This is a genomic window from Paenibacillus sp. Negev47, assembly GCF_058313655.1.
The window spans coordinates 2,975,146-3,001,495 of the sequence record NZ_CM177754.1; the positions used below are offsets into that span (position 1 = coordinate 2,975,146).

The following is a 26,350-nucleotide window of genomic DNA, read 5'->3' on the forward strand; positions in this document are numbered from 1 at the left end:
TTGCCATAATATAGCAATATCAGTTATATCATGGCAAAAAAGGTTATTAACTCACTGTGCCTTTTTTATCATATCATCCATATCATCTTTTATAGTGAAGCTAGCGATAACCCCTTCCTTTGATTAAGTTTGGCAGTAAATCCATCATGGTGAAATATTCAGAGATTATTTGTCACAAATCGAGTTGGAAGCTACAGCAAGGATTGCAAGTTATAATGCTTTAAAAAACTTTCCGTCTTACATTCGTCAGTGTACTCCCCCATTCACCGACTGGTTCAAGCCAGCTAACGATTCTATCATCAATAAGGTTGGTAAGTGCACCTTCATACTCAGCACGATAAGGTTTATTAAGTTCGTGTTGAATCCAACTTTCTCTTGTTCCCTGCCAGATCTCATAGATGACAAGATCATCAGAATGATCAAGATCATCGGAGACGATCGCATTGACAAAGGCAGGTTCACTTTTGAAATTGCTAATCATTGTAAATAGGCTTTCACGGAAAGTTTCTTTCTTACCAGGTTTAATTTTAAAACGGATATTGAGAATTATTTGATTGTTGTTTGTTGACATCACTACACACTCCTTTTATTAATTCTTTAATTTTCTTCTCACATTATGTACTAAGTATCACTTTTAAAATAGTACGTACTTTTTGGTTATATAGTAACCAAAAAGTGATAATTGTGATGAAGTAAAGAATAAATTGATTTTTTAAATTACTCTATTCTACATTTAATCTCCGATATTCATCCTTGTTCCATGTCTTCTCTGCATAATCCTGACCCCAATCACAAAGAGCTCGCAAAGTGGGTTCAAGTGACATACCCATTTCTGATATTGCATATTCCACTTTTGGTGGCACCTGATTGAACATTTTTCTTATAATTAAATTATTACTCTCCAACTCCCGCAACGACTGTACTAACATTTTCTGAGAAATTGATGGTATGAGCCTTTTCAATTCACCGGTCCGTTTAGGACCTTTTATTAAGTAATACAGAATAAGAGATCTCCACTTTCCGCCAATGACATCTAAGGTTATTTCCAGATCACAATAAAAAGTTTTCAATTGAGAAACACCATCCCTTATTTAATTCCCATTATTATAGTACATGTGTTGATTAAATCCACCTCCCTTGCCATATATTCTGTCAGTTTTAATCAATGCTATTACATGATCTGTTTAAATCAGATATTCTTTAAGACGATTGAACTAACGGGAAATGATTGCTCAAAATGCCTGAGTTATTTATCCTTTTCAAAATTCAAATGCGAACAAAAAAAGCTGGACGCGAACCTTAACTAGGTATGGATAAATCTATGCCCGTTGGCTTTATGAAATAAGGTATAATACCGATTAGATATACGACTAATCGGTAATAGGAACATGTTCGTGTCCTATACGTTAATCGGTACAAGTTAGTTCTTGTCCTTGGCTCGGGACAAGAACTTGTACCGATAACAAAAAAAGCCGCTAAAATAGCGACTTCAATGGGACCTTGTTCTTGTCCCTCGACAAAAATGACAATGTACATTGACACAAAGTTCCCTACCAAAATATCACAAAGAACCCTACTTTCATGCATTTATGCCCTTTGTCTTTAATTAACGGAGCAAATTTGGAACTTGGTAGGCAACTTTATGATGTCATTCTCCAGTCTGGTAGGCAATTTGATTAAATATACATCTCAGATAAAAATAATATTATCATCGAGAGTTTAGTCCTCATTGCAATCTTTTTGGCGACCTCTTCCTTATTCATTGTGATACTACCGAGATAATTATGTTCCAAACTCTTCGATAAGAAAAACTTCAGTTCATTCAGTATTTTGTCTTTCATTTAGGGTAGCATCAATCCCAATGGTGTCCGCGCACTTCTTGCCAAAAATAATGCGAATTATTGGGGAGAAACATCCGGGGCTGGCATTCGAACTGTTTGAAGGAACCATCGAAGAGATTAAACATGGGCTAGAATCCAGAATAATCGATGTCGGATGGATTATTCCGCCATGCAATGAACTCGAAACGATTCCTTTCTTTCTTGATGAATTATGTCTGGTTCATCGGGATGACCATCCATTGCAAAGTCGTGAAACCATTCATATCACAGATTTAGATAATGAGCCTATGATTGTGTGTCAAGGTGGTTTTGTAACGCCGATTATTGAGATATTCAAAGAATTCGGAACCACTTTGTACGCCAAATATAATGGCCACAACATAAACACGGCGTTGAGTATGATTCAAGAAGGGCTTGGCATCTCAATTGTTTCAAGAACTTCTTTGTCACTATCGTCAATACCGCCCAATGTGCGCATCCGGACAATTGATCCGCAACCCGTTAGAGAGATTCACCTAGCTGTTCCTTCGTTGAAGGAGTCATCGCACGGGGTGAAACTCTTCCTTCGGACCGCTAGAGAGTTGTATTTATCTGAGAGTCAGATCCACTAGTGTATATTATTTACGTATTATAGACATTCTCAAAACATCCCATCAATCGTACCGCTTCATTTCGATTCCTACACCTGTTTACTATGTACTCAGCTTCAAATCAATGTACATGTAACTTCCCTAAAAAACGATAAAAAACGAAAAACGCCCCTTTTGGGGGCGTCTCTGAAGAGCGAACTCAACTATGAAGTTTAAATTTAACCATCATAATTGGTTACCACCAGAACTTTGTGATAAAGATATCTACCGCTAATTCTTATGTTAATCCTAAATTTTAATACTAGTTCGTTCAATTTGAGATTCCAGAACATTATATAGAGCAAGCTTATAATTTATTTTATCCAAGTTTATCTTCATAACAGGATCTACACCTTAAAAAGTGTTTATTGGACAGATGGCTTGGATTCTTCCGGTTCATCTTTTAGATCGGCAACCTTTATCACGGGGTATGTTTGTACCGCACGGTCCAAAGTCTGCTTCTCCATCAGTTTTCCATCCAAGACAACTGCGGAGATGCTTGTCGTGTTTCGAATGTCCTCCAGCGGGTTCTTGTCGAGCAGCACGAGATCGGCGAGCTTTCCTTTTTCTACAGTGCCCAGTTCCTGCTCTCTCTCCAAATATCGCGCCGGATTCAGCGTTGCCGCCTGTAAAGCCTGTAGCGGGGTGAGGCCGCTCTTAACTAGCAACTCCAGCTCATCATGCAGAGAAATACCGTATATAAAGTTAGTCATTTCGAAACTGGAATCACTACCTGCAAGCATAGGCACGCCGGCATCATTCAATTTTTTGACCATGCCTGGCGTTAGGAAATTGATGGCCTCCATTAATTCCGTTTGTTCGGGAGGAGTGGCACGAATCACTTCAGCCCATTGCTTCTGCACGTCCGTCGGTACGTATTTGGACCGCTGATCGATTTCGGTTTTGGCCATATTCAAATAGGTAACAATGGTCGGTACAGGCCAGACTCCCTTTTCTTTGAATTTGCGAAAAAGCTTGTTGGCCTTAACAGAATCATAGGATTCAGACGCCTCGATCTCCGCCAACGAATAACCGAGCAAATCGCTCATGTCGGCATTCTTGAAAATATCATCTTCAATGCTTGAAGTGGCAATAAAGAAACCGTGCAGATGTTCTATGCTCTTGAATCCGAGTTGAATGGCTTCAGTAAGCCGTACCTCAACCGGCAAATGGCCCACTACCGGCAAACCGTACTTTTGGGCTTCATCTATGACCGCCAGAAACAGAGGACGAGGCAACCAGGAGTATACCTTGATATGATCCACTCCATGTGTAACGTTAAGACGTACGGCTTCCCGTGCCTGTTCCTCTGTGTTTAAATAAAACATGTGAGGAGCCTCATCAGCCGGACCTCCATTTAAAGTAGACCCTGCATAGACAAGTCGTGGGGCAGGCATACCGGCACGCATACTTGTTTTCCATATATCGACGTTCTTCAAAGACGCCCCCATCTCTCTTACCCCGGTCACTCCGTTTGCCAGAAAGAGCGGGAAAGCGGCTTTATAGTTATCTTCCACATGGACATGCATATCCCACAAACCGGGAATGACGTATTGGCCTGTAGCATCCCGTACTTGCGCATAATCAGGAATGGCCGTATGCTTGCTGTTTCCAATGTAACTGATCTTGTTATCCTTTATGATAATTGTTTGATCGTTGCTAAACTTTCCAGATCTTACATCCACGATCGTTGCATGCTCAAGCACCAGCGTCTGCTTAGTCACAGGCTCAATGCTTGCATATCCAGTATCTGTACCCCCCGTTAATGCAATCAATAATGCAAAGATCCCTAACAGGGACTTTCTGAAGCTGCGTATTTCTTTCTTTAAACTCATCCTTATCCTCCTCGTAAAATAAATCATATCAACCGATATAACTTGATTATAGAGTTCAGATCCTGCTTTTTTATTAATTCATTCTTACAAAAAGCTTACACTCTTGCACGAAGCTTAAGGGTTTTGTAAGAATCGAGTAATAAAAATGAAGGCTTTCCCCTTTATAATATAGATAAAATGACCGCAAGGGACTGTACTTAGAGGAGAGCAAAAGTAATGACATTTATTGTACGTAGTATTAACGTCACCAGAGACTATCGCGGCTCAGAGCCCATTTCCAATCTCAGGCTGAATATTCAAACAGGCATAACCCTCGGAGAAATACGTCTTGAACTGCGGAAGGGGGATGGAGTCGTTGCTTAAACTGATCTCGATGGAACTAAAGAAGTACCGGTTCGCCCGTTATATCGGCTATGCCGCCATGGCTAACCTGGCGATCCTTCTGTTCCTGACGATGATAGGTATTACCGATTATGGGGCACAGGATTACGCTTTTGCCACTTACTCGGAGTCGTTCATGCTAATCGATACCTTTGTCAGGGCAACCTTCATGATATTTGCTGGGGCGCTACTCTCAACTATGATTGTTGGGGAATACAGAAACAAAACGCTCGGCGTGCTCTTTACATATCCGATCAAACGCCGCAAGTTTATCGCTGCCAAATTGGTCATCATCTTCGTCTTTACGTCCGGAATGATCCTGCTCACCGACGTGCTGATGGGTTCCATTATGTTTGCCATGGATGGCTTCTATCCCTTCATTGCGGATTCGCTGACGATAGAACAAGCTGGGGTGCTATTGCTCGAGTACACCTTTAGCTCGCTGTCTGCTGCCGCAATGTCCCTAATTCCTTTGTTATTCGGGATGCACAAGAATTCGGTTACGGCCACTATGGTCACCTCCATCCTGCTAACGATCATCGTATGCTCCGGATTTAATGGACCGCTGGTATCCATTAACTCCTTCATTGCGATCCATTTGTCGCTTGGAGCTGCTGGCTTGTTGATTGCCTTACTATCGATGCTTCGTCTGGAGATGAAGGACGTGTAGACAGTAAAACTATCGTAGGTCTGATGGAGTTGAAAACAACATGAAAAACTCCAGCCATTAGTGCCGTTAATTACTCAATAGAGACCACCACTTCTACTTAGATGTTTTCTAATCGGAAATGGGAACATGTTCTTGTCCATTTCGGCAATCGGTAGAAGTTCTTGTCCATAATAGCTACTTTCTGTATCAATATTTCACTGTTTTAATACCTACCTGCCTATGATGTTTACCTCATAGCATGCCAGTTGTTCCATAACAATTTAAATATTTTCGTTATTATGGTTGTTAAAGAGGTTTTAAAGTGTATGTGTTCGTTGTTTAGATATTGATCTAATCGGCAATCGGACTATATTCTTGTCCATTCCGGTAATCGGTACAAGTTCTTGTCTTTTGCTCGGGACAAACTTGTACCGATAAAATAAAAAAGCCGCTAAAATAGCGACTTCAATGGGAACATGTTCTTGTCCCTCGACAGCATTGCAACTTTTAGGTGGTGTGTACGATTTCATCGACTGAATATCTCCTTTAGCACTTTCTTCTAGAAGAACTGCTCTCATCAAAATTGTATTTAAAAGCAACACTGGGAAAAGACTGATCCCTCATTTTCTCAATTTCATGCCAAGATGGTACGCTAATTTCTTTACTCCTCTTCCCTGCAATCTCTAACCAAGTACAGAAGAAATTTTCACTGATTCATATCTCCATTCGTTCCAACTGGACACATGAAAATTAGCAAAAGCATGTCCACATTTACATTGAAATGCATGTTCTAGCTGTCTATTCGACAACAAGAAAGGTATTGCTGACCCACAGCCAGAACAAACATGATTCAATTCAACATCATGAAATACACACTCAATTCAAGATCATGAAATACACACTCATCGAAAAGCCTGAACTGATGCAACCAAGAATGTAGATTTGAGTTCCAAGAAACTGGGAACCATTCTCTTACCGAAAAAGATTGTAAACAATAATATGAAGAACTGGAATCGCATCTGCTCGCCTTCCAACGAGTTCTATCCCTACAGGATCGATTCCAAAAAGAAACTAAACGACCGTTCCCCGGTAGAATACTGGAAACGGTCGTAACTTCAATGTGTCTTTTGGGATCACTTGCTCTAGTCTACTAATGGGTAGACACGTAATCATTCCTAGTGTTGTATCGCCCTTTTTTGCCTCGTAGGCATACTCATGACTGAATCGATTGTTCTTTTAGATTGCCATAGCTTTTGGAAGGTCTCCCCAACGATCCTTTGGTTGCTCGAACCAGCAAATGTACAGGGCATATTTCCGACCGCCATTAAATTGAGTTTAGCTCCCAAAAGTGAATGCATATCGGCTTGTACAATTGAAATGATCGTCATCTTGTCAACACTCCTTTCGATTCTATGGTGTTTTCAAAATAGGGAATTCAATAAATGATTACTTCTACCCAAGAACAATTCCCTCTACCTTGACATGAATCGCACCAATGGTCAGCCCTGCGAAATTCTCTACTACTTCTTTCACTATATTTTGTAGTTCCCTGCACACCTCATGCACACGAATCCCATATTGAACGGTAACGCTTAAATGAATATCTATTCCTGTATTTTGTTCACGTAACTCAATGCCACTATAAGTACTGTTACCGGTCAATTTTCTCGTAAGGGATCCCATATAAGATGATCTGGAACTAATACCTTCCGTTATACTAAGTGTCTTATTTACAATTTTGGAGATAACCTCTTTAGAAAATGTAGTTTTGCCTAGAACATTTTGGATTAACATGATTTTACCCCTTATTATTCCTTATTAGATGAATGAATGCTTAAGCATCTTTGATATATGATACTAATATGTCTATACTGGAGCCTGAATAAGTGGTTCCGATTTCAGTATAAAACTGATTGCTATGCTGTGTGGACCACTGTGAGAGCAGATGGAGCAGCCTCCTTCGATGATGTGTACAGTACGAATAGAGGTCTCTTCAAGGATCAAGTTGCGTATCCACTCAGCGGTTTCTTCTTCCAGCGTCTGGGCAATAATAATCTGGTCATGATCAATGCGATGAATATGGCTTAAAATGTCCTGTAAAAGTTTCTTTACAACTCTTTCCTTGCTCCCCCTATACTTCACTCCGGAGAGCACTCTTCCGTGGCTAACATATAAAACGGGACGAATTCGGAGTATACTACCAATCATGTTTTGAATGCTGCTAACTCTCCCACTTTTATGAAGATAATCGAGATTTTCAACGAGTACATTTAATTGGATTTCATGCCTCGCTGTCTCTAGGCGTTCGGCGATTGCAAGGGCACTTTTTCCCGCTGAAGCCATTTCTATAGCTAGAAGTACATTCATGGCTGTCCCAGCGGATACATTCAGTGAGTCTACAACCGTGATCCGCCCCGCGGGGAACTCTCTTGCCGCAGCCAAGGCGTTCTGATAGGTCGATGATAGATGAGAGGACATACTGATATACAGTATATCCTCTCCGTTCTCTATGATTGGACGGAACGCTTGAATGAAATCAGCAGGAGGAGGTGCAGCTGTCTTTGGCAATAGGTTGTATATTTCAACCAAGTTGTACATGTCTTTTGCATTGATTTCTATTCGATCAAGATAGGACTTATCCTGAAAAACAATATACAAGGGAACAATTCCGATATTATATTTGTCAATCCAATCCTGTGGGACATCCGAGATACTATCTGCAAAAATGCGTACTTTCGACATACTACTTCTTCCCCCTAACCTGATTTTTCTTTACTCATCAAAAATGAACGCTCCGATTCTTCTTTTTCTTTCATCACAGATTCTCCCTCTACATCAATATTTGGAAGGAGTCGATCTAGCCACTTCGGCAAATACCAGGCGCTTCGTCCTAAAAGGGTCATCACAGCCGGAACAAGCGTCATCCGAACAATGAATGCATCTACCAAAATACCAAAGGCAAGCGCCAATCCCATCGATTTGATGATGGTGTCTTCAGCAAAGATAAAGCTGGCAAAAACGGCAATCATGATTAAACCTGCAGCAGTTACTACTGGACCACTATGCGTAATACCACTTCGTACCGATTTTCGTGCGTCTCCGGTGTGGTTATAGTCCTCTCTCATCCGGCTTACCAAGAACACCTCATAATCCATAGCAAGACCGAATAGAATACCTGTAACAAGAATCGGAAGGAAGTTCAGTACTGGCCCAGGTTCGGGTATTCCGAACAGGCTTGCCAGGTAACCGTCTTGAATGACCCACACGATAAAGCCCAGGGTGGATCCAAGGGTGAAGAGGAAACCGAGTACGGCTTTAATTGGTACAAGAATGGAACGAAATACTAACATGAGCAGTACAAAAGCTAGACCTACGATCAGTAAAGCGAATTTTGGCAAGGCTTCGGAAAGTTTCTCCGAAATATCAATATTAACCGCTGTTCCCCCGGTCACCATAATTTCTACGTTGGTGTCCTTCATAACCTGTTCCGCTTCACTACGAATCGACTGCACCAGCTCCGTCGTTTTGATGTCGTGAGGTCCTGTTTCCGGCAACAACGTGATAATTGCCGCTTTCCCTGACGGACTTGGAAAAGGTGGAGTGACACTTGCAACATCAGGCAGATTTTTAATATATTCTGTAGTTTTTCCGATATCTGCTTGTGGATCATCACTGGTTGCCGCTCTCGCCACAACAACTAGCGGACCGTTGAACCCTTCCCCAAACCCTTCTGCAAGCAAATCATATCCTCGGCGTTCTGTTGTATCGGTGGATTTTAATCCATTGTCGGGAAGTCCCAACTGCATATGCAGGAATGGAAGTGTGGACACTATTAATACGGCTATACACAGAATTGCAGTCAACCAAGGTTTCCGAGTAACGATTTGACCCCAACGGTTCTCTGATCCAGCGGATTTCTCGCGACCAGACCCTTTTCTCAACCATTTGTTCTCACGTGCCGGACTAATTCGATCCCCAGCGATAGCCAGTACAGCTGGTACAAAGATAACTGCGATTAAAACAGCAACGAACACACTGACAGCAGCTGCCAAGCCCATCATAGTGATAAAAGGAATCTGTACAACGGATAATCCCACCAGCGCAATAATGACGGTGATACCTGCAAATACGACTGAACTTCCTGCGGTCGCATTGGCTTGGGCGATAGCTGTATTCCGCTCAAACCCTGATGCCAGTTGTTGACGATACCTGGACATGATGAACAGAGCATAATCGATGCCTACGGCCAACGCCAGCATAACAGCTAGTGTAATGGAGAACGAGGACATGGAAACCACGTTTGAACCGATGATAATAATCATTAACCCTATACCGAGTCCGACCACTGCAGTCAGAATCGGTAATCCTGCTGCTAGAAACGATGTGAATGTGAAAGCCAGAATCATGAATGCAATCAGAATCCCGATGACTTCAGAGATTCCTCCAACTTCAATCTCCGAGAAGGCTACACTTCCGGCAAGTTCCGTCTGAATTCCACGATTGTTCAAGGATTCCACAACATCCAGAACATGTTCCTTTGAAGTCTCGGTCACTTCACTGGCCGGCTGACTGTAGGTCACATCAGTATATCCGATCTTCTTGTCTGCGCTTAGTGTACCGGCATCATAAGGACTGACGATAGCTTGCACGGATGCATCTTTTTGAACATCTCTTAATGCTTTTGCTATCAGATTTTTATTCGAATCCGATTCCAGAGTTCCCTTTTCTGACTTGAATACCAATCTGATTTGTCCTCCATCACCGGAGGACGGGAATTCTTCTTTTAATATTTGCCCGGCCTGGTCCGATTTGGTTCCCGGAATGGTCATTTCCCCAGTGAAGGACGTTCCGAGTCCAAGACCCAAGGCAGCCACGAGCAATAGAATCATCAGCCCTCCTGCGATCACCATTTTCCTTTTTCTTACCGACCACTCACCGAGTCGAAATAATAATTTTGCCATATAATTTTGACGTCTCCCTTCGTTGCTACATATCTGGACCATCTTGATGTTGGACAACCTCGTTATTTCATCATATCTAAAAGTGAACAAGAAAAAACGTACATAAGGGCATGCCCTTGATGTACGTTTGGGAAGTACCAATGGGCAGCTTGAGTGATCACTGACCATTGATTATGGAATAATATTTTTTTTATAAATGCAATATACCTCTTTCCACAGATACGGCGACGGCTTCCAAACGTGAATCTACGCCCAGTTTGTTATATATATTGGTCAACTGAGCCTTAACGGTTCGTTCCGACATTCCCATATCAAAAGCAATCTCTTTGCTGCGAAGTCCTCGGGCCACTGCCTGAAGGATGATTAATTCTTTTTCAGTTAACGATAGTGACTTTTTCGGTTTCACTTCAACCGCTGGCTTGTCACGATACGCAAATACCCTGGCAGTTATTTCAGGCTGCAACAGAGTCTCCCCACGCAGAGCGGACTCCAGTGTGCGGAACAGATTTTCTCTGTTTGTATCCTTAAGCAAATATCCTTTGGCTCCCAGTCCCAGCCCACTGATCATAAGCTCGTCTTCATTATATGTGGTCAAAATAATAACGGGAATCTGAATCTGTTTTTCGTTCATTATTTTCAATGTATCCAGTCCACTCAATCCCCCGGGCATATTTAGATCCATCAGAATGACGTCTGGCTTCAACTCTTCCATCTGTTTCAAGGCTGCATTTCCCTCTTCAGCTTCTCCGACAATGTGGTAATTGTCATCGGTTCCCAGAATCAATTTCATCCCCTCACGAACAACCCAATGATCATCTACAATCAGAACTTTATGCTTCATTATTTTTCCTCCCATACTATATAGGTACAGATACCTCTATTGTGGTACCTTCACTGTTGCTCTCAATATGAATTTGCCCGCCTATAAGTCGCGCTCGCTCATGAATACCAATCAGACCATAATGCCCTGACTCTTTCCCTATTTTCTCAATGTTAAAACCTCTCCCATTATCCTTGATAACCATATGAAATTGTTGCTGATTATCCCAAATGTTTATGGATACAAGGTTGGCCTGCGCATGACGTGCCACGTTCGTCAGTGTTTCACTCAAAATATGCAATATATGCTCCATTTTAGCTCCGGACAGAACAGATTTTATTATAAATTCCAACTTGATATTAACTCCAGTCGCCAGCCTGAAACGTTGCAGCTGATCTTGAATTGCTTCGTTAAAGTTGACAGCAGGTGTAGCTCTTGTTCTTAGATCGTCAATCGCTTTTCTTGCATCACCCAATGTCTGTCTAGCCTGTGCCATGGATGTCAAAACAATCTCATGAGCTCTTTCAATGCTCCCTCGGATCAGATATTCGTCTACCGCTTCCAATTGCATGATGAGTCCGGCTTGCCCCTGAGCCAACGTATCATGCAGGTCCCTTGCCATTCGTTGGCGCTCGTTGGCCAGCGTCAGTTCTTCTACCTTCTGGTGAGTCAGTTCCAGATCTCGCAGAAATGTCTGTGTACGCACCCTTGCATTAACCTGTCGGTAGTAGAGTAATGCATAAGCCATAACAACGATAATCATGAGCAGAATCAACGGGATAAACAAGGTAAGTTCATGTACACCCTTTGTCAACAAGGTGACGAGGCAAAAGAAGAGATAAAGAACAAAAGCTACAAAAACCACTTTTTTGGTTTCAAAAAAAATCGCCACGGTTTGTCCTATTAATACTGGAATCAAGCCAATTAGTATGACGGGAAGCCCGTCTGGCATCATTATCGCACTTCCAAAAATAAGGTATCCTTGGATAATCAGATACAGTGCTCTGGAACGGTTGATAACATCATTCACACGCCAATATAGATACATGTGAAGAAGCATAATAACTATAAAAAACAAGGTGGGCACCAGTAGGGGAGCAGACATGGTTTGTAAAACAACAGTGACGATGGTCACCAGTACGATCCATATGATAATGGGAAGACGGGAGGAAGTGATCTTGTCATAATCTTCATCCAGACTTGATTGAAGGAAGCGGGGCTGTTTCGACATATTTTTCATGGAATCACCTCTCATTCAATCATTATATTACGGATTGCCTGGGGATTGTATGTACTTTGGTGCATGCCCTTTCGTACATTTAGAGCTGACTTTGTAATATAGTATAAGAAAATCGCCTATAAGTCATTCTTATGGACGATTTCACCTTGTCTACTGCTTTGAGTTCATCTACTTTATACTGGCGCACGGCTGCATTCAAACCCGCAAGAAGCTGTGAGAGTAGCTCTTCTGTAGGTGCTCCCCCGTAAATGGGATTAAAGCCCGCAAACCCAACTTTTTTAGTTCTTCAGGTGTCCAAACACGTCCTGTAGGATTATGAGGATTGCAAAAAATACATAAGCTTCCCTTTTCATCACGCACTTATAATTGTATATCATCATAATCCATCGTTAGCGTCCTTGTTGATCCATTAAATCGGAGGTCACTAATTGCAGAAGATTGAAGTCTACAGCTTGCTTGAAATATGCATAGGATGGGTTTCATCTGTTTTCTCCACTCCTACGGTAAAACTCTGATCTTGTTATTTTAAAAAAAGTAGACATTATGCTATGTGTTTCTCGCATAATGTCTACGCTTTTTGCAGGACAATCAAGTATCCAAGGTTTTAACTGTTAAGTGTGTACGTCGAAGTCACTTTAACGTTTCTTTCAATGGTGTTTTTCACAGGTGAAATTTCAATGGCTTTTGCTATCAACTTCTGAACCTGTGCTTCATCTGCGTCACTGTCTACATTGAAACGAACATTTATTTCATCAAAGCCAGGATTTCCTTCTTTTAAGCCGAAGAAAACATTTAGATCGATTTCTCCAGTAACATCAACGTCCAGAGAATGTACTTTAATCCCCATACCACTAGCTGTAGCAATGAATCCAACACCTACACAACCGCCAAGTGCACTTAACAGAAGCTCAACTGGATTTGGCCCTTTTCCCGTTCCGGATAGCCATTCTGGTTCATCCATAGGTACCGGCTTATAGTCCCCAACCTCGGCTTCCGAGTAAAAGCCATCTTTCCATTTTACTGTAGAAGCAAAACTTGTAATCGCCTCTTCAGGATGTTTCTTATAATTTTCCGCCAAGCTTCCAAGCATATTCACATTCACACCATTCAATTTACTCATGTTTAAGCTCCTCTATTATATAGTTTACTTATTCCAGATCTAATTAATCTTTGCTTGTCCTTTATGACTTCTTAGGCGGGATCGCACACCCTTCATCCGTACATAATCCTTCACTAGAGGTTTCATCAGAAAGCATTTCAAACTTAGCTGCAGGATGCTCTTCTTCCCACACTTTCTCCAACACTTGAGAAAACGATTCTGTCGGCTGTGCTCCTGAAACTGCGTATTTTTGATTGAATATAAAGAACGGTACCCCGCTAATCCCAACTCGACGAGCTTCATTTTGGTCATTTCGTACTTGATCTGCATAGAGATCCTTCGTGTTCAACATTCCAAGGGCTTCTTCTCTATCTAATCCAACGGCTTCTGCAATATCGACCAAGGTATTATAATCTCCCACATCCCTTGATTCAGTGAAATGTGCGACAAGTAATTTTTCATTTAGCATTGTTTCTTTGCCTTTCGTTTTTGCCCATTTTAATAAACGATGAGCATCCAGTGTATTGGTAGGTTTTAGACTGTCTAATTGAAAAGATAATCCTACGCTATTGGCTTGTTGAGTCAAGTGACTCATGAATTCTTTCGCTTGTTCTCTTCCACCGAACTTAGGGGCTAATTTATCTGCAAAACTTGTTCCATCGTATGAGGAAGCGGAAGGATCAAGTTCAAAGCTCTTGTATTCAATATTAATTTTATCTTTATAAGGCAATCCTTCTAGAGCTTTCTCCAGATTTTGTTTACCTATATAGCAGAATGGACATGCGATGTCAGACCAGATTTCAATATTCATGTGTATCCTCCCGTTTCAGTTAAAGTTATTCGTCAAATGCAACTAGAGCATTTACGCCATGTGCAAGAGCTGAACCTGCTTTTAATGCTGTAGCTACCATGATTGATTCAGCCAACTCTTCTTTAGTCGCGCCGGCTTTTTTAGCGGCTTTGGTATGAATATCTATGCAATATGGACACCCCGTCGTATGGGCTACCGCAACTGCAATCAATTCTTTCTCCTTGGTACTGAGTGTGCCGGCTTTTAACGCTTGCTGATCAAAAGAACCAAAGGCTTTAAAGGAATCACTTAGTTGGGTGAACTCTCTCAGCCGATTAATATATGATGCACGATATAACTCATCGTCATCATTTCCATCATACGCGTTCAAAGCATTAACACCATGAGCCATTGCCGAACCTGCTTTGAGTGCTGTTGCAACCATGATTGATTCAGCCATTTCCTCTTTTGAAACACCATTTTTCTTAGCTTGTTTCACATGAGCTTCAATACAGTAAGGACATCCTGTGGTATGAGCTATAGCAATTGCAATGATCTCTTTGAATTTTGAAGTTAACTTACCTTCAGCTAATGCTAACTTTTCAAAAGAGATAAATGCCTTGAAGATTTCTGGAGAAACCGAGTTGAATTCTCCGATCCGCTTGAAATTTGATTTTTTAAATAAACTGTCTTGGTGACTCATAGAAAAACCCCTCTGTTCATTCGAATTTTGTTAGTGATATCTGATCATATATTTAAAATTTAATAATCAATTGATTGATTGAATAATAAGGCATGTTGCTACGTAAGTCAAGCATAAGCATGAGTAATCTGTAGTGTAGTTCCTTTTAATATAAAGTGCTCAGTGCCTCACGCGTAAACGGAAGTAAATCTTCTGTTCTTCCTTCACGGATTTTATTTACCCAGTCAGGGTCGGCTAACAATGCGCGACCAACTGCGATCAAATCAAATTCTTCGCGCTCTAATCTCTCAACTAAAGCATCGATTTGGGTTGCTTTTCCATTTGCATTTTCTCCGTTATCAAAGAAATCCAAGAAGTCAGCGTCGAGTCCAACAGATCCAACGGTAATGGTTGGTTTGCCCGTCAATTTTTTGATCCATCCTGAGAGATTCAGTTCAGATCCTTTAAAGGCTGGTTCCCAGAAGCGGCGAATAGAGGCATGAAAGATGTCTACGCCTGCATCGGCTAGCGATGTTAAGAATTGTGCTAATTCTTCTGGAGTGTCGACTAGTTTTGCTGTATAGTCATCATATTTCCACTGTGAGATCCGTAGCGTAATGGGGAAGTCTGGTCCAACAATACTTCGACAAGCTGCGATAACCTCACTAGCAAATCGGGTACGCTTGAGTATATCGCCACCGTATTCATCCCTACGCGAGTTGGTTTTTCCCCAGAAAAATTGATCGATTAAAAATCCATGTGATGCCATAATCTCGATGCCATCAAAACCAACTTTTTTTGCATTGACTGCTGCCTGTTTGAAGGCTTCAACCAATTCGGAAATCTCTTGGTTAGTGTAATCATTGACGTTACCACGTGCACCCATGTGCCAAAGTTGTGAGAAAATTTTACCGCCGACTTTGTGGACACCATCAACTACTTTTGACCATCCGTTTAGCGCCTTTTCTCCGTATAGGTGTGGTACATCCTCCTGCCATGCGGGCACATTAGAAGCAACATCAGGATGGTTAATAAATGTACCCTCTGTCAGAATAAGTCCAACACCATTTTCAGCTCTACGACGATAATACGCGGCGACATCCTCCCCCGGTACGCCATTCGGAGAAAAGTTTCGAGTCATTGGTGCCATTATAATACGGTTAGATAGTTTGAGATTTCCCATTTCGAATGGTTTAAAAAGAGCTTCAACAGATTGTGAATTGTTCATAATAACCTCCAGGCTTACTTACTTAATATATTTATTAATAAATGTTTATTTGAAATGGATCCCTGACGCACTGGTTTCTTCGCAGAGAGATCAGCAGGATGTCCAACAACAAGTCCACTTACAGGAAACACATATTCAGGAAGACCGAGTAATTCGATTAATTCAAGAGCTAAGTTCTCTTCGTTTTGTTCAGCCGCAAGTTGCGCCCTGAAAAAATCAGCACAAAACAATAGGAACACAGGAGCCTGTGCGACCCAAGGCTGGTTTCCGGTCAGCTCAGCGATTTTTTCTTTGGTTTGTCGATCCTCAATACTTATGACAGTGACTTACTGCCCATTAATTGAGGAAGGAGCTGCTTGTACAGCATTCATAATTAGTGTCATTTCTTGCTAACACTTTGCAAAAAATGTTCTATCTCTTCGCGTGATTTACGAAGCTTATTGACATATCGAGCAAGCTCTTTACCATCGACATAGGCTACAAAACTTGGGATACCCATGATATTTTGTTCTTCACTTACAGTACCTACTTGATCTACATCCACTTCGATGAGATCCAGATCATTCGCAAATTTTTCTTCAACTTCAGGCATGAACGGATCAATAAATTTGCAGTCCGGGCACCAATCTGCTTTAAAGACAGCAACAGTGATTTTTGGGGAACGGATAGCTGTATCAAATTCTAACTTCGAGGTAATTTTCTTCATTTGTATAGTCCCCTTTTATAATGAATGGTTTACCATTCCATTTGATGTTGTTCAATATAATTACTTGTCAGATCATCTCCAGCATCGATGGATACTTTACCCTCGGTACCTACCGGCACACCTGCTTTAACAAGCAGCTGACCAATGTGGCATTTTTCTTCTGCTTGTAGGAATAGTGCTTCGACTACAGCCACATCTTCCTTCGAGGCATCTGAGGATAAAACAACATGCGGACGATGTGTAATGCTTAGTTGCTTTCCTTGTGCTGTGTTCCCTTCTGTATCCATAAAGAACCCAGCAAAGGGTACTTTCTTGCGATCTAACATATAAGCTAGAGTCAGAGCGTAACAAGCAATGGCTGAGGACATCAGAAGTTGTTGTGGGTTAGCACCTTCTCCGCTTCCTCCTTTAGGAATAGGGATAGCAACTTGGGTTAGCAAATTATCGCTTTTAATGCGACCAAATCCTTTTGCGTCTTTGAACCAAACCGTATTCATAACCATTTTTTGATCCGGCATTTTAATATGCTCCTTTCCCCACGTCTTTAATTATTTTCTAAAGAGTCGATAAACTTTTCACTATCCATGGCTGCCATAGCTCCAGATCCTGCGGCAGTAATAGCTTGACGATATCGAGTATCCTGCACATCGCCACAAGCAAACACACCTGAAATATTGGTCATAGATGTGCCGGGAACTGTGACAATGTAGCCATTCTCATCCGTCTCAATTTGACCATTTAAAAATTCTGTATTCGGATGATGACCAATAGCTACAAATACACCGTGTGCGTCTATAATTTCTTCTTCGCCGGAGACATTGTTCTGGACTTTCAATCCGGTCACTCCACGTTCTCCAGCCACTACTTCAAGTGGGGTTTTACTTAAAACCCACGCAATTTTAGGGTTTGAACGAGCGCGATCTTGCATAATTTTAGAGGCTCGTAGTTCTTCACGACGATGCACCACAGTCACTTTGGAAGCGAATCGTGTTAGAAAGTTTGCCTCTTCCAATGCAGTATCGCCCCCACCGACTACGATGAGTTCCTTATTTCGAAAGAAGAACCCATCACAAGTGGCACAAGTACTCACTCCACGACCTACATTTTCTGTTTCACCTGGTATTCCTAAATATTTCGCAGTGGCACCGGTTGAAATGATAAGCGTTTCAGTAATAATTTCACCTTTGCCCTCCACTTCCAGTTTAAACGGTCGGTTATTCAAATCTACTGCTTTTACCCAACCGTTAACAAACGTAGCCCCAAACCGCTCAGCTTGTTTACGCATATTATCCATTAACTCAGGTCCCATAATTCCTGCTGGAAACCCAGGATAATTCTCAATTTCGGTTGTGGTTGTAAGCTGCCCTCCTGGTTCGAGTCCTTCAATGACGAGTGGATTCATATTCGCACGAGCCAAGTAAATTGCTGCGGTTAATCCCGCTGGCCCTGTTCCGACAATTACAGATTTATACATATGCTATCCCTCCAAATTTGAGTGTGTATGACAATTACATATACGAATAACATTTAATATTCAATTGATTAATTGAATTATAGCATTGTAGGATCTCTTCGTCAACTGCTTCTCATCAATTGACTGCACGCGGGATATCCTTAGATTGAAATGAATGTTTTGAGTTAGAGTTCTTACTTAGATGGATTTAGCCTTATGACTTGACTTCACTCTGGTTGTTCATGTTAAAATTTTAATATTCAATTGAATCTATAAAGGGTTCAATTTTAAAAATGAAGATTATCGTTCGAATTGAAGTGGGGAAGTCCCGTTGAACATAAAATAAGAATAGAGGTTGACGACAATGGAAGAATTATTGAATTCAGCGAAGCTTTTTAAGGAAGATCTATATAAACAATTGGCCAGAATAGGAAAATGTTTATCCAGTGATAAGCGTCTGGAGATTTTGAACCTGTTGTCCAATGGCTCTAGAACAGTAGAAAAAATAGCAGCATCTACAGATATGAATGTTGCGAATGTATCCAGACACCTTCAAGTTCTACTCGATGCCAAGCTGGTTAAATTCACGAAAAAAGGAACTTTTGTGATCTACTCTTTAGCTGATCCGGAGATCATCAATTTTCTGTCCTCTTTATGGCGAATTAGTGAGAAACAAATTCCTGACATCAGTAGAATGAAAGATGACTTTATAAACAATCTTGACGACATTCAAACACTTACCATGGACGAGGTCAGGGAGAGAATAAAAAATGATTCAATCATTCTGGTGGATTTACGTCCTAAAGAAGAATATGAAATGGATCATATTGCGGGAGCAATCTCGATGCCGATGGAAGAGTTAGAAGTATTCATAAGAGACATTCCAAAAAACACAGAGATTATCGCATATTGTAGAGGCCCATTGTGTGTTTACTCCGCATTGGCAGCACAGAAACTTCAATCGGAAGGCTTTACGGCTTATCGTATGGAAGAGGGCTTGAATGAGTGGCAGGAACATTTCCATTTACATTAGGCTGACTTCTGGAGCACAAGAAGTACAATATTTTTCAAATCTAAAAAAGACTTCAAGGCCCATTTTACTAGGCATGAAGTCTTTTTTATTTAAAGAAAATCTAATTATTCAATATACTATTGAACCGCTTATACATGAAGGGACGCTTCCCGGTAAAACTGCGGCAAGTATTCTTTATGAGCCTCGAGTAATTCATCCAACAAAGCCTTAGCGGAATCACCACTTTGGACAAGTGGATTGGACGTAAATGCTTGGAGGGCCGTTGCATAGCTTCCTGTAACCGCAGCTTCAATCGTTAATTCCTCCATGGACTTCATTAGCTGTAATAATCCTCGTTGTGCGGGAGGAAAAGAACCGAAATGAATAGGCTCAGCACCATGGGAAGTAATCACACTAGTGATTTCAATGGCACTTTCCACTGGCAGGTCATTAATCGCTCCATTATTGCGTGTACTTACAACCATCTGGGTGCCTTTGTTGTTATAGATGGAGTTAATAATCTCACAGGCAGCATCACTATAATAAGCTCCACCTCGTTTTCCAAGTTCTTCTGGCTTATGATCCAATCCTGGGTCTTTGTAAAGTTCGAACAGACTTTCTTCTAAGCGTTTCACTACTTGTCCGCGAGTTCCTTCTCCCTTCGATTCTTCAAGTTCTTCTTGGATCATCGCATCAGTCATGTAATAGTAACGATGATAAGGACATGGAAGCATCTCTAGTTGTACAAGTTGTTCATGAAGGAATCTCATGTTTTTAATGTTTTCAACGATTTTCTCTGATTTTGCTTCGGGACCATACAATTTATCGATCGCTTGACGGGTAAGATCTTGGCCATTGTGTCCATAAATCTTGTGCCAGTGTAAATGATTAATCCCCGCAAATTTGAAAAATAATTCATCTTCACTCTTTTCAAGCACTGCGGATTCATTTTTCACAGCCACAATGGGTACATTACACAATCCAATAACCTTCTCCCACATTCCGTAACGAAGAACTGCTTCAGTAACCATGCCAGCTGGATTCGTGAAGTTAATCAGCCATGCATTTGGACAAAGCACTTTCATATCCTCAACGATATCTAGAATAACTGGAATGGTTCGAAATGCTTTTAGCATTCCCCCTGCCCCATTCGTTTCTTGACCAATTAGTCCGTATTTAATGGGTATCGTCTCATCTTTGATCCGTGCATCCATATGTCCTACTCGCAGTTGAGTGGTCACAAAATCTGCATCCCTCAAAGCTTCCTGTCTATCGAGTGTTAAATGAACCTCACAATCAATCCCTGCAGCTTTCACCATACGTTGAGCCATAGCGCCGACAATCTCAAGTTTTTCCTTGCCTGCTTCAATGTCTACTAGCCATAACTCTTTGATGGGAAGTTCATGATACCGTTTGATAAATCCTTCCACCAATTCCGGTGTGTAACTTGAACCCCCGCCAATAGTTGCAATTTTCAGACCTTTTTTCATATTGAACTCCTCCTAAAAAACTAAATTCAAACTATACTTGTACTGTATTTTATGTAATGCATTACATGTCAAGCATTAAAAATAATCATGTACTGACTGTCTTCCTTTTCAACTTTGTGGCTGCTTAGGAAACATGATATGCTTGCTCCTAAGAGGTGGTTAGAGGTGGCGAATATTCACGATATTGCTCGCTTAGCAGGAGTATCCACAGCAACTGTATCAAGAGTAATTAACAATCGCGGCTACGTAAGTGATTTAACTAAACAAAGAGTTTTAGGAATCATCCAGGAGCTTGATTATGTTCCCAATGCTAATGCGATCTCTCTAAAAAAAGGGAAAACTCGTCAGATTGGAATAATAACGGTCTCTTTTAGTCCCATTATTATTAATTTTGTTCGTGCATTCACTCTAATAGCTGAGAAGAACGGATTTAACATCACTCTTTTTATCACGAACGAAGATGCTGAAAAGGAACTTGTAGCCCTGGAAATGCTGAAACGAAAGCAATTGGATGCTATTGTATGTATGATACGGTCCAATGATTGGAATGTGATTGAATCCTATGCCAGATATGGTCCCATTGTGACTTGGCAACGTCTTCAAAACGAGAATCTTCCATCTGTCTTTATGGATCAATTCCATGCCTATTGGACAGGTCTTGAACATCTTCATTCCAAAGGTTACCGAAAAATACTTAACATATATCCAATGTCTAAAGGATTGAATACAAAGGAACGGATTCGTGCCCATACTGAATTCATAAAAAAACATAATATAATGTCGTATCCCTTTCCTCATTTCGAAGATAAAACTGTTGTTCGAGATGGTGAGGAAATAGCTGAGTGGTGGGTATTGCAGGAAAATAGACCTGATGCTATTTTTTGTGCTAATGATGAAGTGGCAGCCGGTCTTGTGACAGCTTTGCGTCGGTTAGGTTTTTCCATTCCGGGAGATTTGGGGATTATGGGTTTTGATAATACGGAAGTCGCTCACTTGCTTGATTTGACAACGATTGACTATCCAGTTGTTCAGCAAGCTGAGAATGCGTTTCTCATTTTGCAAAATGGGTGGAATAACACGAGCAATAAGCTAAACCCTTTATCATATAAGTTAGTTGAACGTCGCTCGACATAACACTGTATCTGTATTAAAGCTTAGGACCTATCTTAACTTATAAGAAAAACCACTTGTTCAATTTGAACAAGTGGTTTTAGGCATACATTGCGATTTTTCTGCAAATCGTGCTATCTCTACTGGAGATACACCTTTATTCAGAAATATTCAGTACAGCACGAAAACGAGTGGATGCTGACATCATTCTATCATAAGCTTCGCTAGCACGATCTAATGGATATGACTCAATCATGGGACGTGTATCTGTCAGTACACTGAAATTAATCGTTGCTTGGATTTCTTCCGCTCCACCTGTTAACGTACCTTTGACTTTGCCAGGTCCCTTCAAAAAGTCCATTGCTGATAATTCTAGTGGATCAGTGGAAGTTGTCACAATGATAAGCTCGCCGTCTTGACCCAAACCGTTGATCAAAGAGGAAACAGCCTTTGCGTTAGGTGCAGTTGCCAGGATAACTTTGGCACCGCCTAATGCTTGCAATGCCTCAGCTGGATCTTCTTCGGCCGAATCAATGTAGTGATGAGCTCCAAGTTCACGTGCAAGAGCTTCTTTGTCATTTCCTCGTGAAATAGCCACGGTGCGGAATCCTGCCTTGCTTGCAAACTGAACGGCCAGATGTCCTAGCCCACCAATTCCCTGAATTGCTACCAGATCACCAGGACGAGCTTTACTATTTTTGATGGCACTAAACGTTGTTTCACCAGCACACATTAGTGGAGCAGCTTCCATCACCGAAATTTCATTTGGATACTAGACAAACTGTCTTCATATGCAACCATGTACTCCGCATATCCACCGTCCATCGTTAATCCGGTAACATGGCTATGTCCCGCATGCCATCCAATGCCAACACGTGCTCCAATTTTCCATTTTGATGCGCCTGCTCCAAGCTCATCAACGATTCCTATCACTTCATGTCCAGGGATACGAGGATAGGCTGACGCCGCACCACCCATCGCCATTGAGTCTCCATTGCATACGCCGCAAGCTTCAACGCGGAGTAACACTTGCCCTTCTGCAGGCTGCGGAACGGGTACTTCAACTAACTGCATTTTTTCTCCTGCAGCTGGAATTTGCATGGCTTTCATCTTCTTCATAAATATACCCCCAAAGATTTAGAATGATGGAACTTTTTATATAGCGTTATAAACCTCATCTAATCTTGCTTTTAATTGCTCAAATTGGACAAACCGACCGTCACGAAGATACTCCCTTTGGTCATAAAACAAGATAATCGTGGGGACAGTAAAAGTTAACAATTTGCCGGCCACTGCTTCTACTTGACTAGCATCGATATGAGCAAGCTTTATTTCTGGATAATGGTTAAGCAATTCTTTCAGTTTGGGATAAATTGCATGACATACGCTACAATTATCTTGAGACACATATAGCATACTTAGTCGATTATTCTGAATAAACGTATCTATTTCATTCACTGAAGTTATTTCTTGGACATTTGTCATAAAATCACGCCTTACTGTATGTTATTCGGAACATATATGGGTACTGCTCCAATCATATTCATTACAAATTTGTTCTGAATTTCTCTGCTGATTTTGACTCCATTCAATGAATTGAGTTATCGTGCCTACTAATAAATACAAATCATAAAATCCCTGTTTTCGTAAAATACGTATAGCTTTTATTCCTTTAAAATAGTTATTGGTCAGTATAATTACGTTATCTTCGGGGGTCAAATTTTCTTTTCCCCAAACATAAGGCAATCGTCCTATAGAGATATTAATGGAATTTGGAACGTACTCTTTTTCAAAATCAGAACTATCTCTTATGTCGAGGCATTTAGTATGATCAGGCACCAAGATTAGGTTTGATTTTAACGATAAAACCGTTACGTTACGTATGAAGCGGAGATATTTATATATCCAGTACATCAGTATAAGAACGATTATAAGGACATATATCATATGGTTGCCTTGGCTGAAACCGGACTTCCGTAAGCATTCCACTCGTGAACGCCTTCTTCTATTCGGTATGCTCTAAAACCCTGTTCTTGGATATAATTCACAGCTTGAGATGCAATAGAACAAAAAGGTCCTCGGCAATAGGCAGCAAGTTCTACATCTTTATTTAATGTTTGTAGAAATACTTCTAACTGTTCTAAGGGTACAGAAATAGCACCTGGAATGTGAGATGTTTCATACTCCTCAACGGGACGAAGATCTATGAGAACGAGGCTATCTTGCTTCATTTTAAGCATTAGGTCGTTTTTACTCATATTGCGAACTCCTTCATATTGTACTTCCAGTTCATCTTTAATCAGCTTAATGTCAGCGAGTCTGTCCTCGCATATATTCCACAATGAGGACAAAAACTGTGTTACAGATGAGTCACTGATGTTATATATAACAAACGTACCTTTTTTATGAAATTTAACGAGCTTAGCTTCCAGCAAAATCTGTAAGTGACGGGATACATTCGCCATGCTCATACCTGTTTGAGTAGCTAAACTATCAACAGATTTCGGTCCGTTTGACAAGATATCCATAATCTCAAGTCTTTTGTCACTCGATAAACATTTCCCAATTCGAGCAAATTGCTGATATAAACGTTCTTTAATATCTGATTTAGCACATGTAACTTCCATTTTAAACACTCCTTTCTACGGTTTGGACTTATCATCCTGTCAATTCTTATGTTGAAAAGAACGACGGTTCAGATGAATCCTGATCCGTCGTTCTCTTCACATAGGTTCAAGAACAAGATTAACAATTTACTTATTTTGAATTAAGCAATCCTTGAATTTTTTCTTTAAGAGCTTGTTTTTGATTCACACCAATCATGGTCTCAGCTAATTTGCCATCTTTAAATAAGAGAAGCGTTGGAATACTTCTAACTCCGAATTGCTGTGCCAATTCGAGTTCCTCATCAACATTGACTTTGGCAATGGTCGCTTGCCCAGCCAAATCATCAGCTAGATCATTTACGATTGGAAGTTGTACTTGACAAGGTGGACACCATGGTGCCCAGAAATCGACTAAAGTCACTCCCGTGTTAACGTTCGATTCAAAATTTTGTTTTGTTAATGATACTGCTCCCATAATATAATCCCCCTCATAATTTATCAATTATTCAATCGATTAATTGAATTATACGTTTGAAGTTGAATTGTGTCAACCCTCTCGAAGTGGCATAAATGGAATCTCTCAACTCTGGACAAGGACAATCGTTAACCTAAATGCAAAAAAAGCCGCTACATTAGCGACTTTAGATTAGAAATTTTCTTCAATTATTGGTTACATTGATCGAACCAACACGTATTAGGGCTTTCAGTTTAGTTTTTTGACCATTCGATACAAAGATACAGTAGGTTTTACTACTTCGGATGTAATTTCATAGCCCAGTTTGGCGTATAGTTTGGCAGCGAGATGATTCTCTTTTTTGACTGTAAGGGAACTTAGGTTATACCCCTGTTTAATCGCCTTCTCTTCTGCATGTTGAATGAGTTGGGAGCCTACTCCCATCCCTCTACTTTCAGGCATTGCCGCAAGAGTTGCAATATGGTACTCTCCTTCGAATCCTTCCTTCAGTGTGAGTGTTGAGAACAATGCTCTTGGATGCACAAAATATATCCGGTCTCTAACCTCTGTATGGATCTCTTTAAAATCACTCCCCAAGGAGACTCATATTGTTGAATCCATCCAGAATCCCATGTGAAGCTTAGTTCAGATTTGCTTAAACCAACTTTACTTATCTTAAGCATTTCCATCCCTTATATACTTTAACTGCACGTTGCAGAAATTGTTCGATCTCTTCACGCGATTTACGAATCTTGTTGACAGAGCGGATAAGCTCTCCACCTTCTGCGTAGGCAACAAAGCTTGGAATACCCATAATGTTCTGTTCTTCACTCACAGTGCCTTGTTCTACATCCACCTCGATAAGATTCAGATCGTTTGCGAATTTTTCCTCGACTTCAGGCATGAACGGATCAATGAATTTGCAATCACCACACCAGTCTGCTTTAAAAACAGCAACCGTGAGCTTTGGGGACTGAATAGCTTTATCAAATTCTGACTTGGATGAAACTTTTCTCATGTTTCCACCACTTTCCAAATTATAGTCATTCATCAAATACAACAAAGCATTCACTCCATGAGCAAGAGCGGAACTGGCTTTTAAAGCAGTAGCTACCATATTCGATTCAGCTAATCCTTCTTTGGTTGCTTCGGATTTCGCTACCATTAGTGGTATCTCCTTCTTGTTCAATAATTCAATTGATTAATTTAGTTATATAATTGATATGGTTTGAAGTCAAGCTTCTTTTGAGGCGAGTTTTGTAGGATCACTGAAATTTACTTCACTTCATCATCTTGAGTAACTATTTCATAAATCTGTTCAATTTGTTCATTTAAATGATCAAAGCGAACAAATCGATCTGCCC

Annotated in this window: 30 protein-coding genes and 1 pseudogene; 5 read left to right on the forward strand and 26 right to left on the reverse strand. The window is 40.8% G+C overall.

Features of this window, described 5'->3' with window-relative positions; genetic code table 11:
* Positions 1-220: 220 nt before the first annotated feature.
* Positions 221-571 (reverse strand): putative quinol monooxygenase, encoded by a 351-nt coding sequence (locus tag AC4G47_RS13550; protein ID WP_491106355.1) that lies wholly within the window; start codon positions 569-571, stop codon positions 221-223.
* A gap of 151 nt (positions 572-722) precedes the next feature.
* Entirely contained in the window at positions 723-1,070 is a 348-nt protein-coding gene (locus tag AC4G47_RS13555) for a winged helix-turn-helix transcriptional regulator (protein WP_491106356.1), read from the reverse strand.
* Between the two features lie 731 nt (positions 1,071-1,801).
* On the opposite strand from AC4G47_RS13555, the gene AC4G47_RS13560 reads away from it, so the two are divergent.
* Positions 1,802-2,452: a LysR family transcriptional regulator substrate-binding protein gene (locus AC4G47_RS13560; protein ID WP_491106699.1), complete on the forward strand. Its 651-nt coding sequence runs from the start codon at positions 1,802-1,804 to the stop codon at positions 2,450-2,452.
* Between the two features lie 383 nt (positions 2,453-2,835).
* On the opposite strand, the gene AC4G47_RS13565 is transcribed toward AC4G47_RS13560, so the two are convergent.
* The gene (locus AC4G47_RS13565) at positions 2,836-4,305 is read right to left on the reverse strand and encodes an amidohydrolase family protein (protein ID WP_491106357.1); all 1,470 of its coding nucleotides are present in this window, start codon (positions 4,303-4,305) and stop codon (positions 2,836-2,838) included.
* A 216-nt stretch (positions 4,306-4,521) separates the two neighbouring features.
* On the opposite strand from AC4G47_RS13565, the gene AC4G47_RS13570 reads away from it, so the two are divergent.
* Together AC4G47_RS13570 and AC4G47_RS13575 are read left to right on the forward strand one after the other, a co-directional pair.
* Complete coding sequence (locus tag AC4G47_RS13570; protein WP_458122682.1) at positions 4,522-4,668, forward strand: hypothetical protein; 147 nt, start codon at positions 4,522-4,524, stop codon at positions 4,666-4,668.
* Positions 4,661-5,356 carry an ABC transporter permease gene (locus AC4G47_RS13575; RefSeq protein ID WP_491106358.1) on the forward strand — a complete coding sequence of 232 codons (696 nt, stop codon included), beginning with the start codon at positions 4,661-4,663 and terminating at the stop codon, positions 5,354-5,356. Before AC4G47_RS13570 ends, AC4G47_RS13575 begins: the two co-directional genes overlap by 8 nt.
* Positions 5,357-6,787: 1,431 nt before the next feature.
* Here the strand turns inward: AC4G47_RS13575 and AC4G47_RS13580 are convergent.
* The 14 genes and pseudogenes from AC4G47_RS13580 to trxB form a co-directional block, all read right to left on the reverse strand.
* On the reverse strand, positions 6,788-7,129 hold the full coding sequence (locus tag AC4G47_RS13580) for an Asp23/Gls24 family envelope stress response protein (RefSeq protein WP_491106359.1): 342 nt from the start codon (positions 7,127-7,129) through the stop codon (positions 6,788-6,790).
* A 72-nt stretch (positions 7,130-7,201) separates the two neighbouring features.
* Positions 7,202-8,077 (reverse strand): DegV family protein, encoded by an 876-nt coding sequence (locus AC4G47_RS13585; protein ID WP_491106360.1) that lies wholly within the window; start codon positions 8,075-8,077, stop codon positions 7,202-7,204.
* Between the two features lie 14 nt (positions 8,078-8,091).
* Entirely contained in the window at positions 8,092-10,296 is a 2,205-nt protein-coding gene (locus tag AC4G47_RS13590) for an MMPL family transporter (protein WP_491106361.1), read from the reverse strand.
* Between the two features lie 190 nt (positions 10,297-10,486).
* The gene (locus tag AC4G47_RS13595) at positions 10,487-11,137 is read right to left on the reverse strand and encodes a response regulator (RefSeq protein ID WP_491106362.1); all 651 of its coding nucleotides are present in this window, start codon (positions 11,135-11,137) and stop codon (positions 10,487-10,489) included.
* A 16-nt stretch (positions 11,138-11,153) separates the two neighbouring features.
* The gene (locus AC4G47_RS13600; protein ID WP_491106363.1) at positions 11,154-12,356 is read right to left on the reverse strand and encodes a sensor histidine kinase; all 1,203 of its coding nucleotides are present in this window, start codon (positions 12,354-12,356) and stop codon (positions 11,154-11,156) included.
* A 195-nt stretch (positions 12,357-12,551) separates the two neighbouring features.
* The gene (locus tag AC4G47_RS13605) at positions 12,552-12,716 is read right to left on the reverse strand and encodes an aminotransferase class I/II-fold pyridoxal phosphate-dependent enzyme (RefSeq protein ID WP_491106364.1); all 165 of its coding nucleotides are present in this window, start codon (positions 12,714-12,716) and stop codon (positions 12,552-12,554) included.
* A gap of 244 nt (positions 12,717-12,960) precedes the next feature.
* The gene (locus tag AC4G47_RS13610) at positions 12,961-13,476 is read right to left on the reverse strand and encodes an OsmC family protein (protein WP_491106365.1); all 516 of its coding nucleotides are present in this window, start codon (positions 13,474-13,476) and stop codon (positions 12,961-12,963) included.
* A 61-nt stretch (positions 13,477-13,537) separates the two neighbouring features.
* Positions 13,538-14,266 carry a DsbA family oxidoreductase gene (locus AC4G47_RS13615; RefSeq protein WP_491106366.1) on the reverse strand — a complete coding sequence of 243 codons (729 nt, stop codon included), beginning with the start codon at positions 14,264-14,266 and terminating at the stop codon, positions 13,538-13,540.
* Between the two features lie 25 nt (positions 14,267-14,291).
* Positions 14,292-14,948 (reverse strand): carboxymuconolactone decarboxylase family protein, encoded by a 657-nt coding sequence (locus tag AC4G47_RS13620; protein WP_491106367.1) that lies wholly within the window; start codon positions 14,946-14,948, stop codon positions 14,292-14,294.
* 145 nt (positions 14,949-15,093) lie between these two features.
* Positions 15,094-16,155, reverse strand: coding sequence for an NADH:flavin oxidoreductase (locus AC4G47_RS13625; protein ID WP_491106368.1), 1,062 nt, complete (start codon positions 16,153-16,155; stop codon positions 15,094-15,096).
* 74 nt (positions 16,156-16,229) lie between these two features.
* Positions 16,230-16,529: pseudogene (locus AC4G47_RS13630) on the reverse strand (nitroreductase family protein); the annotation flags it as partial.
* 5 nt (positions 16,530-16,534) lie between these two features.
* On the reverse strand, positions 16,535-16,861 hold the full coding sequence (locus AC4G47_RS13635; RefSeq protein ID WP_491106369.1) for a thioredoxin family protein: 327 nt from the start codon (positions 16,859-16,861) through the stop codon (positions 16,535-16,537).
* A 29-nt stretch (positions 16,862-16,890) separates the two neighbouring features.
* Positions 16,891-17,379: an OsmC family protein gene (locus AC4G47_RS13640; protein ID WP_491106370.1), complete on the reverse strand. Its 489-nt coding sequence runs from the start codon at positions 17,377-17,379 to the stop codon at positions 16,891-16,893.
* Positions 17,380-17,405: 26 nt separating this feature from the next.
* Complete coding sequence (gene trxB / locus AC4G47_RS13645) at positions 17,406-18,335, reverse strand: thioredoxin-disulfide reductase (RefSeq protein ID WP_491106371.1); 930 nt, start codon at positions 18,333-18,335, stop codon at positions 17,406-17,408.
* A gap of 343 nt (positions 18,336-18,678) precedes the next feature.
* Between trxB and AC4G47_RS13650 the strand changes: the two genes are divergently transcribed.
* Entirely contained in the window at positions 18,679-19,347 is a 669-nt protein-coding gene (locus AC4G47_RS13650; RefSeq protein ID WP_076334297.1) for an ArsR/SmtB family transcription factor, read from the forward strand.
* A gap of 128 nt (positions 19,348-19,475) precedes the next feature.
* Here AC4G47_RS13650 and AC4G47_RS13655 read toward each other — a convergent pair whose 3' ends face one another.
* Positions 19,476-20,816, reverse strand: coding sequence for a 6-phospho-beta-glucosidase (locus tag AC4G47_RS13655; RefSeq protein ID WP_491106372.1), 1,341 nt, complete (start codon positions 20,814-20,816; stop codon positions 19,476-19,478).
* Positions 20,817-20,981: 165 nt separating this feature from the next.
* On the opposite strand from AC4G47_RS13655, the gene AC4G47_RS13660 reads away from it, so the two are divergent.
* Complete coding sequence (locus AC4G47_RS13660) at positions 20,982-21,950, forward strand: LacI family DNA-binding transcriptional regulator (RefSeq protein WP_145321608.1); 969 nt, start codon at positions 20,982-20,984, stop codon at positions 21,948-21,950.
* A gap of 133 nt (positions 21,951-22,083) precedes the next feature.
* Here AC4G47_RS13660 and AC4G47_RS13665 read toward each other — a convergent pair whose 3' ends face one another.
* From AC4G47_RS13665 to AC4G47_RS13700, 8 genes are all read right to left on the reverse strand, one after another.
* On the reverse strand, positions 22,084-22,677 hold the full coding sequence (locus tag AC4G47_RS13665; protein WP_491106373.1) for a zinc-binding dehydrogenase: 594 nt from the start codon (positions 22,675-22,677) through the stop codon (positions 22,084-22,086).
* Positions 22,677-23,045 carry an alcohol dehydrogenase catalytic domain-containing protein gene (locus tag AC4G47_RS13670; protein WP_491106374.1) on the reverse strand — a complete coding sequence of 123 codons (369 nt, stop codon included), beginning with the start codon at positions 23,043-23,045 and terminating at the stop codon, positions 22,677-22,679. Before AC4G47_RS13670 ends, AC4G47_RS13665 begins: the two co-directional genes overlap by 1 nt.
* Positions 23,046-23,081: 36 nt before the next feature.
* Complete coding sequence (locus AC4G47_RS13675; RefSeq protein WP_145321604.1) at positions 23,082-23,411, reverse strand: thioredoxin family protein; 330 nt, start codon at positions 23,409-23,411, stop codon at positions 23,082-23,084.
* A 21-nt stretch (positions 23,412-23,432) separates the two neighbouring features.
* Positions 23,433-23,873, reverse strand: a complete 441-nt coding sequence (locus tag AC4G47_RS13680; RefSeq protein ID WP_491106700.1) for a rhodanese-like domain-containing protein — start codon at positions 23,871-23,873, stop codon at positions 23,433-23,435.
* Positions 23,870-24,553 (reverse strand): ArsR/SmtB family transcription factor, encoded by a 684-nt coding sequence (locus AC4G47_RS13685; protein ID WP_491106375.1) that lies wholly within the window; start codon positions 24,551-24,553, stop codon positions 23,870-23,872. Before AC4G47_RS13685 ends, AC4G47_RS13680 begins: the two co-directional genes overlap by 4 nt.
* Positions 24,554-24,683: 130 nt before the next feature.
* Positions 24,684-25,007, reverse strand: a complete 324-nt coding sequence (gene trxA, locus AC4G47_RS13690) for a thioredoxin (protein WP_076334302.1) — start codon at positions 25,005-25,007, stop codon at positions 24,684-24,686.
* Positions 25,008-25,235: 228 nt separating this feature from the next.
* The gene (locus tag AC4G47_RS13695) at positions 25,236-25,529 is read right to left on the reverse strand and encodes a GNAT family N-acetyltransferase (RefSeq protein WP_491106376.1); all 294 of its coding nucleotides are present in this window, start codon (positions 25,527-25,529) and stop codon (positions 25,236-25,238) included.
* Positions 25,530-25,656: 127 nt separating this feature from the next.
* Positions 25,657-26,004, reverse strand: coding sequence for a thioredoxin family protein (locus tag AC4G47_RS13700; protein ID WP_491106701.1), 348 nt, complete (start codon positions 26,002-26,004; stop codon positions 25,657-25,659).
* Between the last annotated feature and the right edge of the window lie 346 nt (positions 26,005-26,350).

Bases quoted from the DNA above. Each gene is read 5' to 3' on its own strand.
- AC4G47_RS13610 (WP_491106365.1), bottom strand. From the start codon at position 13,476: ATGAGTAAATTGAATGGTGTGAATGTGAATATGCTTGGAAGCTTGGCG.
- AC4G47_RS13580 (WP_491106359.1), bottom strand. From the start codon at position 7,129: ATGTTAATCCAAAATGTTCTAGGCAAAACTACATTTTCTAAAGAGGTT.
- AC4G47_RS13670 (WP_491106374.1), bottom strand. From the start codon at position 23,045: ATGAAGAAGATGAAAGCCATGCAAATTCCAGCTGCAGGAGAAAAAATG.
- AC4G47_RS13655 (WP_491106372.1), bottom strand. From the start codon at position 20,816: ATGAAAAAAGGTCTGAAAATTGCAACTATTGGCGGGGGTTCAAGTTAC.
- AC4G47_RS13665 (WP_491106373.1), bottom strand. From the start codon at position 22,677: ATGGAAGCTGCTCCACTAATGTGTGCTGGTGAAACAACGTTTAGTGCC.
- AC4G47_RS13585 (WP_491106360.1), bottom strand. From the start codon at position 8,077: ATGTCGAAAGTACGCATTTTTGCAGATAGTATCTCGGATGTCCCACAG.
- AC4G47_RS13680 (WP_491106700.1), bottom strand. From the start codon at position 23,873: ATGATATATGTCCTTATAATCGTTCTTATACTGATGTACTGGATATAT.
- AC4G47_RS13700 (WP_491106701.1), bottom strand. From the start codon at position 26,004: ATGAGAAAAGTTTCATCCAAGTCAGAATTTGATAAAGCTATTCAGTCC.
- AC4G47_RS13685 (WP_491106375.1), bottom strand. From the start codon at position 24,553: ATGGAAGTTACATGTGCTAAATCAGATATTAAAGAACGTTTATATCAG.
- AC4G47_RS13550 (WP_491106355.1), bottom strand. From the start codon at position 571: ATGTCAACAAACAACAATCAAATAATTCTCAATATCCGTTTTAAAATT.
- AC4G47_RS13615 (WP_491106366.1), bottom strand. From the start codon at position 14,266: ATGAATATTGAAATCTGGTCTGACATCGCATGTCCATTCTGCTATATA.
- AC4G47_RS13675 (WP_145321604.1), bottom strand. From the start codon at position 23,411: ATGACAAATGTCCAAGAAATAACTTCAGTGAATGAAATAGATACGTTT.
- AC4G47_RS13635 (WP_491106369.1), bottom strand. From the start codon at position 16,861: ATGAAGAAAATTACCTCGAAGTTAGAATTTGATACAGCTATCCGTTCC.
- AC4G47_RS13565 (WP_491106357.1), bottom strand. From the start codon at position 4,305: ATGAGTTTAAAGAAAGAAATACGCAGCTTCAGAAAGTCCCTGTTAGGG.
- AC4G47_RS13600 (WP_491106363.1), bottom strand. From the start codon at position 12,356: ATGAAAAATATGTCGAAACAGCCCCGCTTCCTTCAATCAAGTCTGGAT.
- AC4G47_RS13620 (WP_491106367.1), bottom strand. From the start codon at position 14,948: ATGAGTCACCAAGACAGTTTATTTAAAAAATCAAATTTCAAGCGGATC.
- trxA (WP_076334302.1), bottom strand. From the start codon at position 25,007: ATGGGAGCAGTATCATTAACAAAACAAAATTTTGAATCGAACGTTAAC.
- AC4G47_RS13590 (WP_491106361.1), bottom strand. From the start codon at position 10,296: ATGGCAAAATTATTATTTCGACTCGGTGAGTGGTCGGTAAGAAAAAGG.
- AC4G47_RS13570 (WP_458122682.1), top strand. From the start codon at position 4,522: ATGACATTTATTGTACGTAGTATTAACGTCACCAGAGACTATCGCGGC.
- AC4G47_RS13650 (WP_076334297.1), top strand. From the start codon at position 18,679: ATGGAAGAATTATTGAATTCAGCGAAGCTTTTTAAGGAAGATCTATAT.
- AC4G47_RS13640 (WP_491106370.1), bottom strand. From the start codon at position 17,379: ATGCCGGATCAAAAAATGGTTATGAATACGGTTTGGTTCAAAGACGCA.
- AC4G47_RS13595 (WP_491106362.1), bottom strand. From the start codon at position 11,137: ATGAAGCATAAAGTTCTGATTGTAGATGATCATTGGGTTGTTCGTGAG.
- trxB (WP_491106371.1), bottom strand. From the start codon at position 18,335: ATGTATAAATCTGTAATTGTCGGAACAGGGCCAGCGGGATTAACCGCA.
- AC4G47_RS13625 (WP_491106368.1), bottom strand. From the start codon at position 16,155: ATGAACAATTCACAATCTGTTGAAGCTCTTTTTAAACCATTCGAAATG.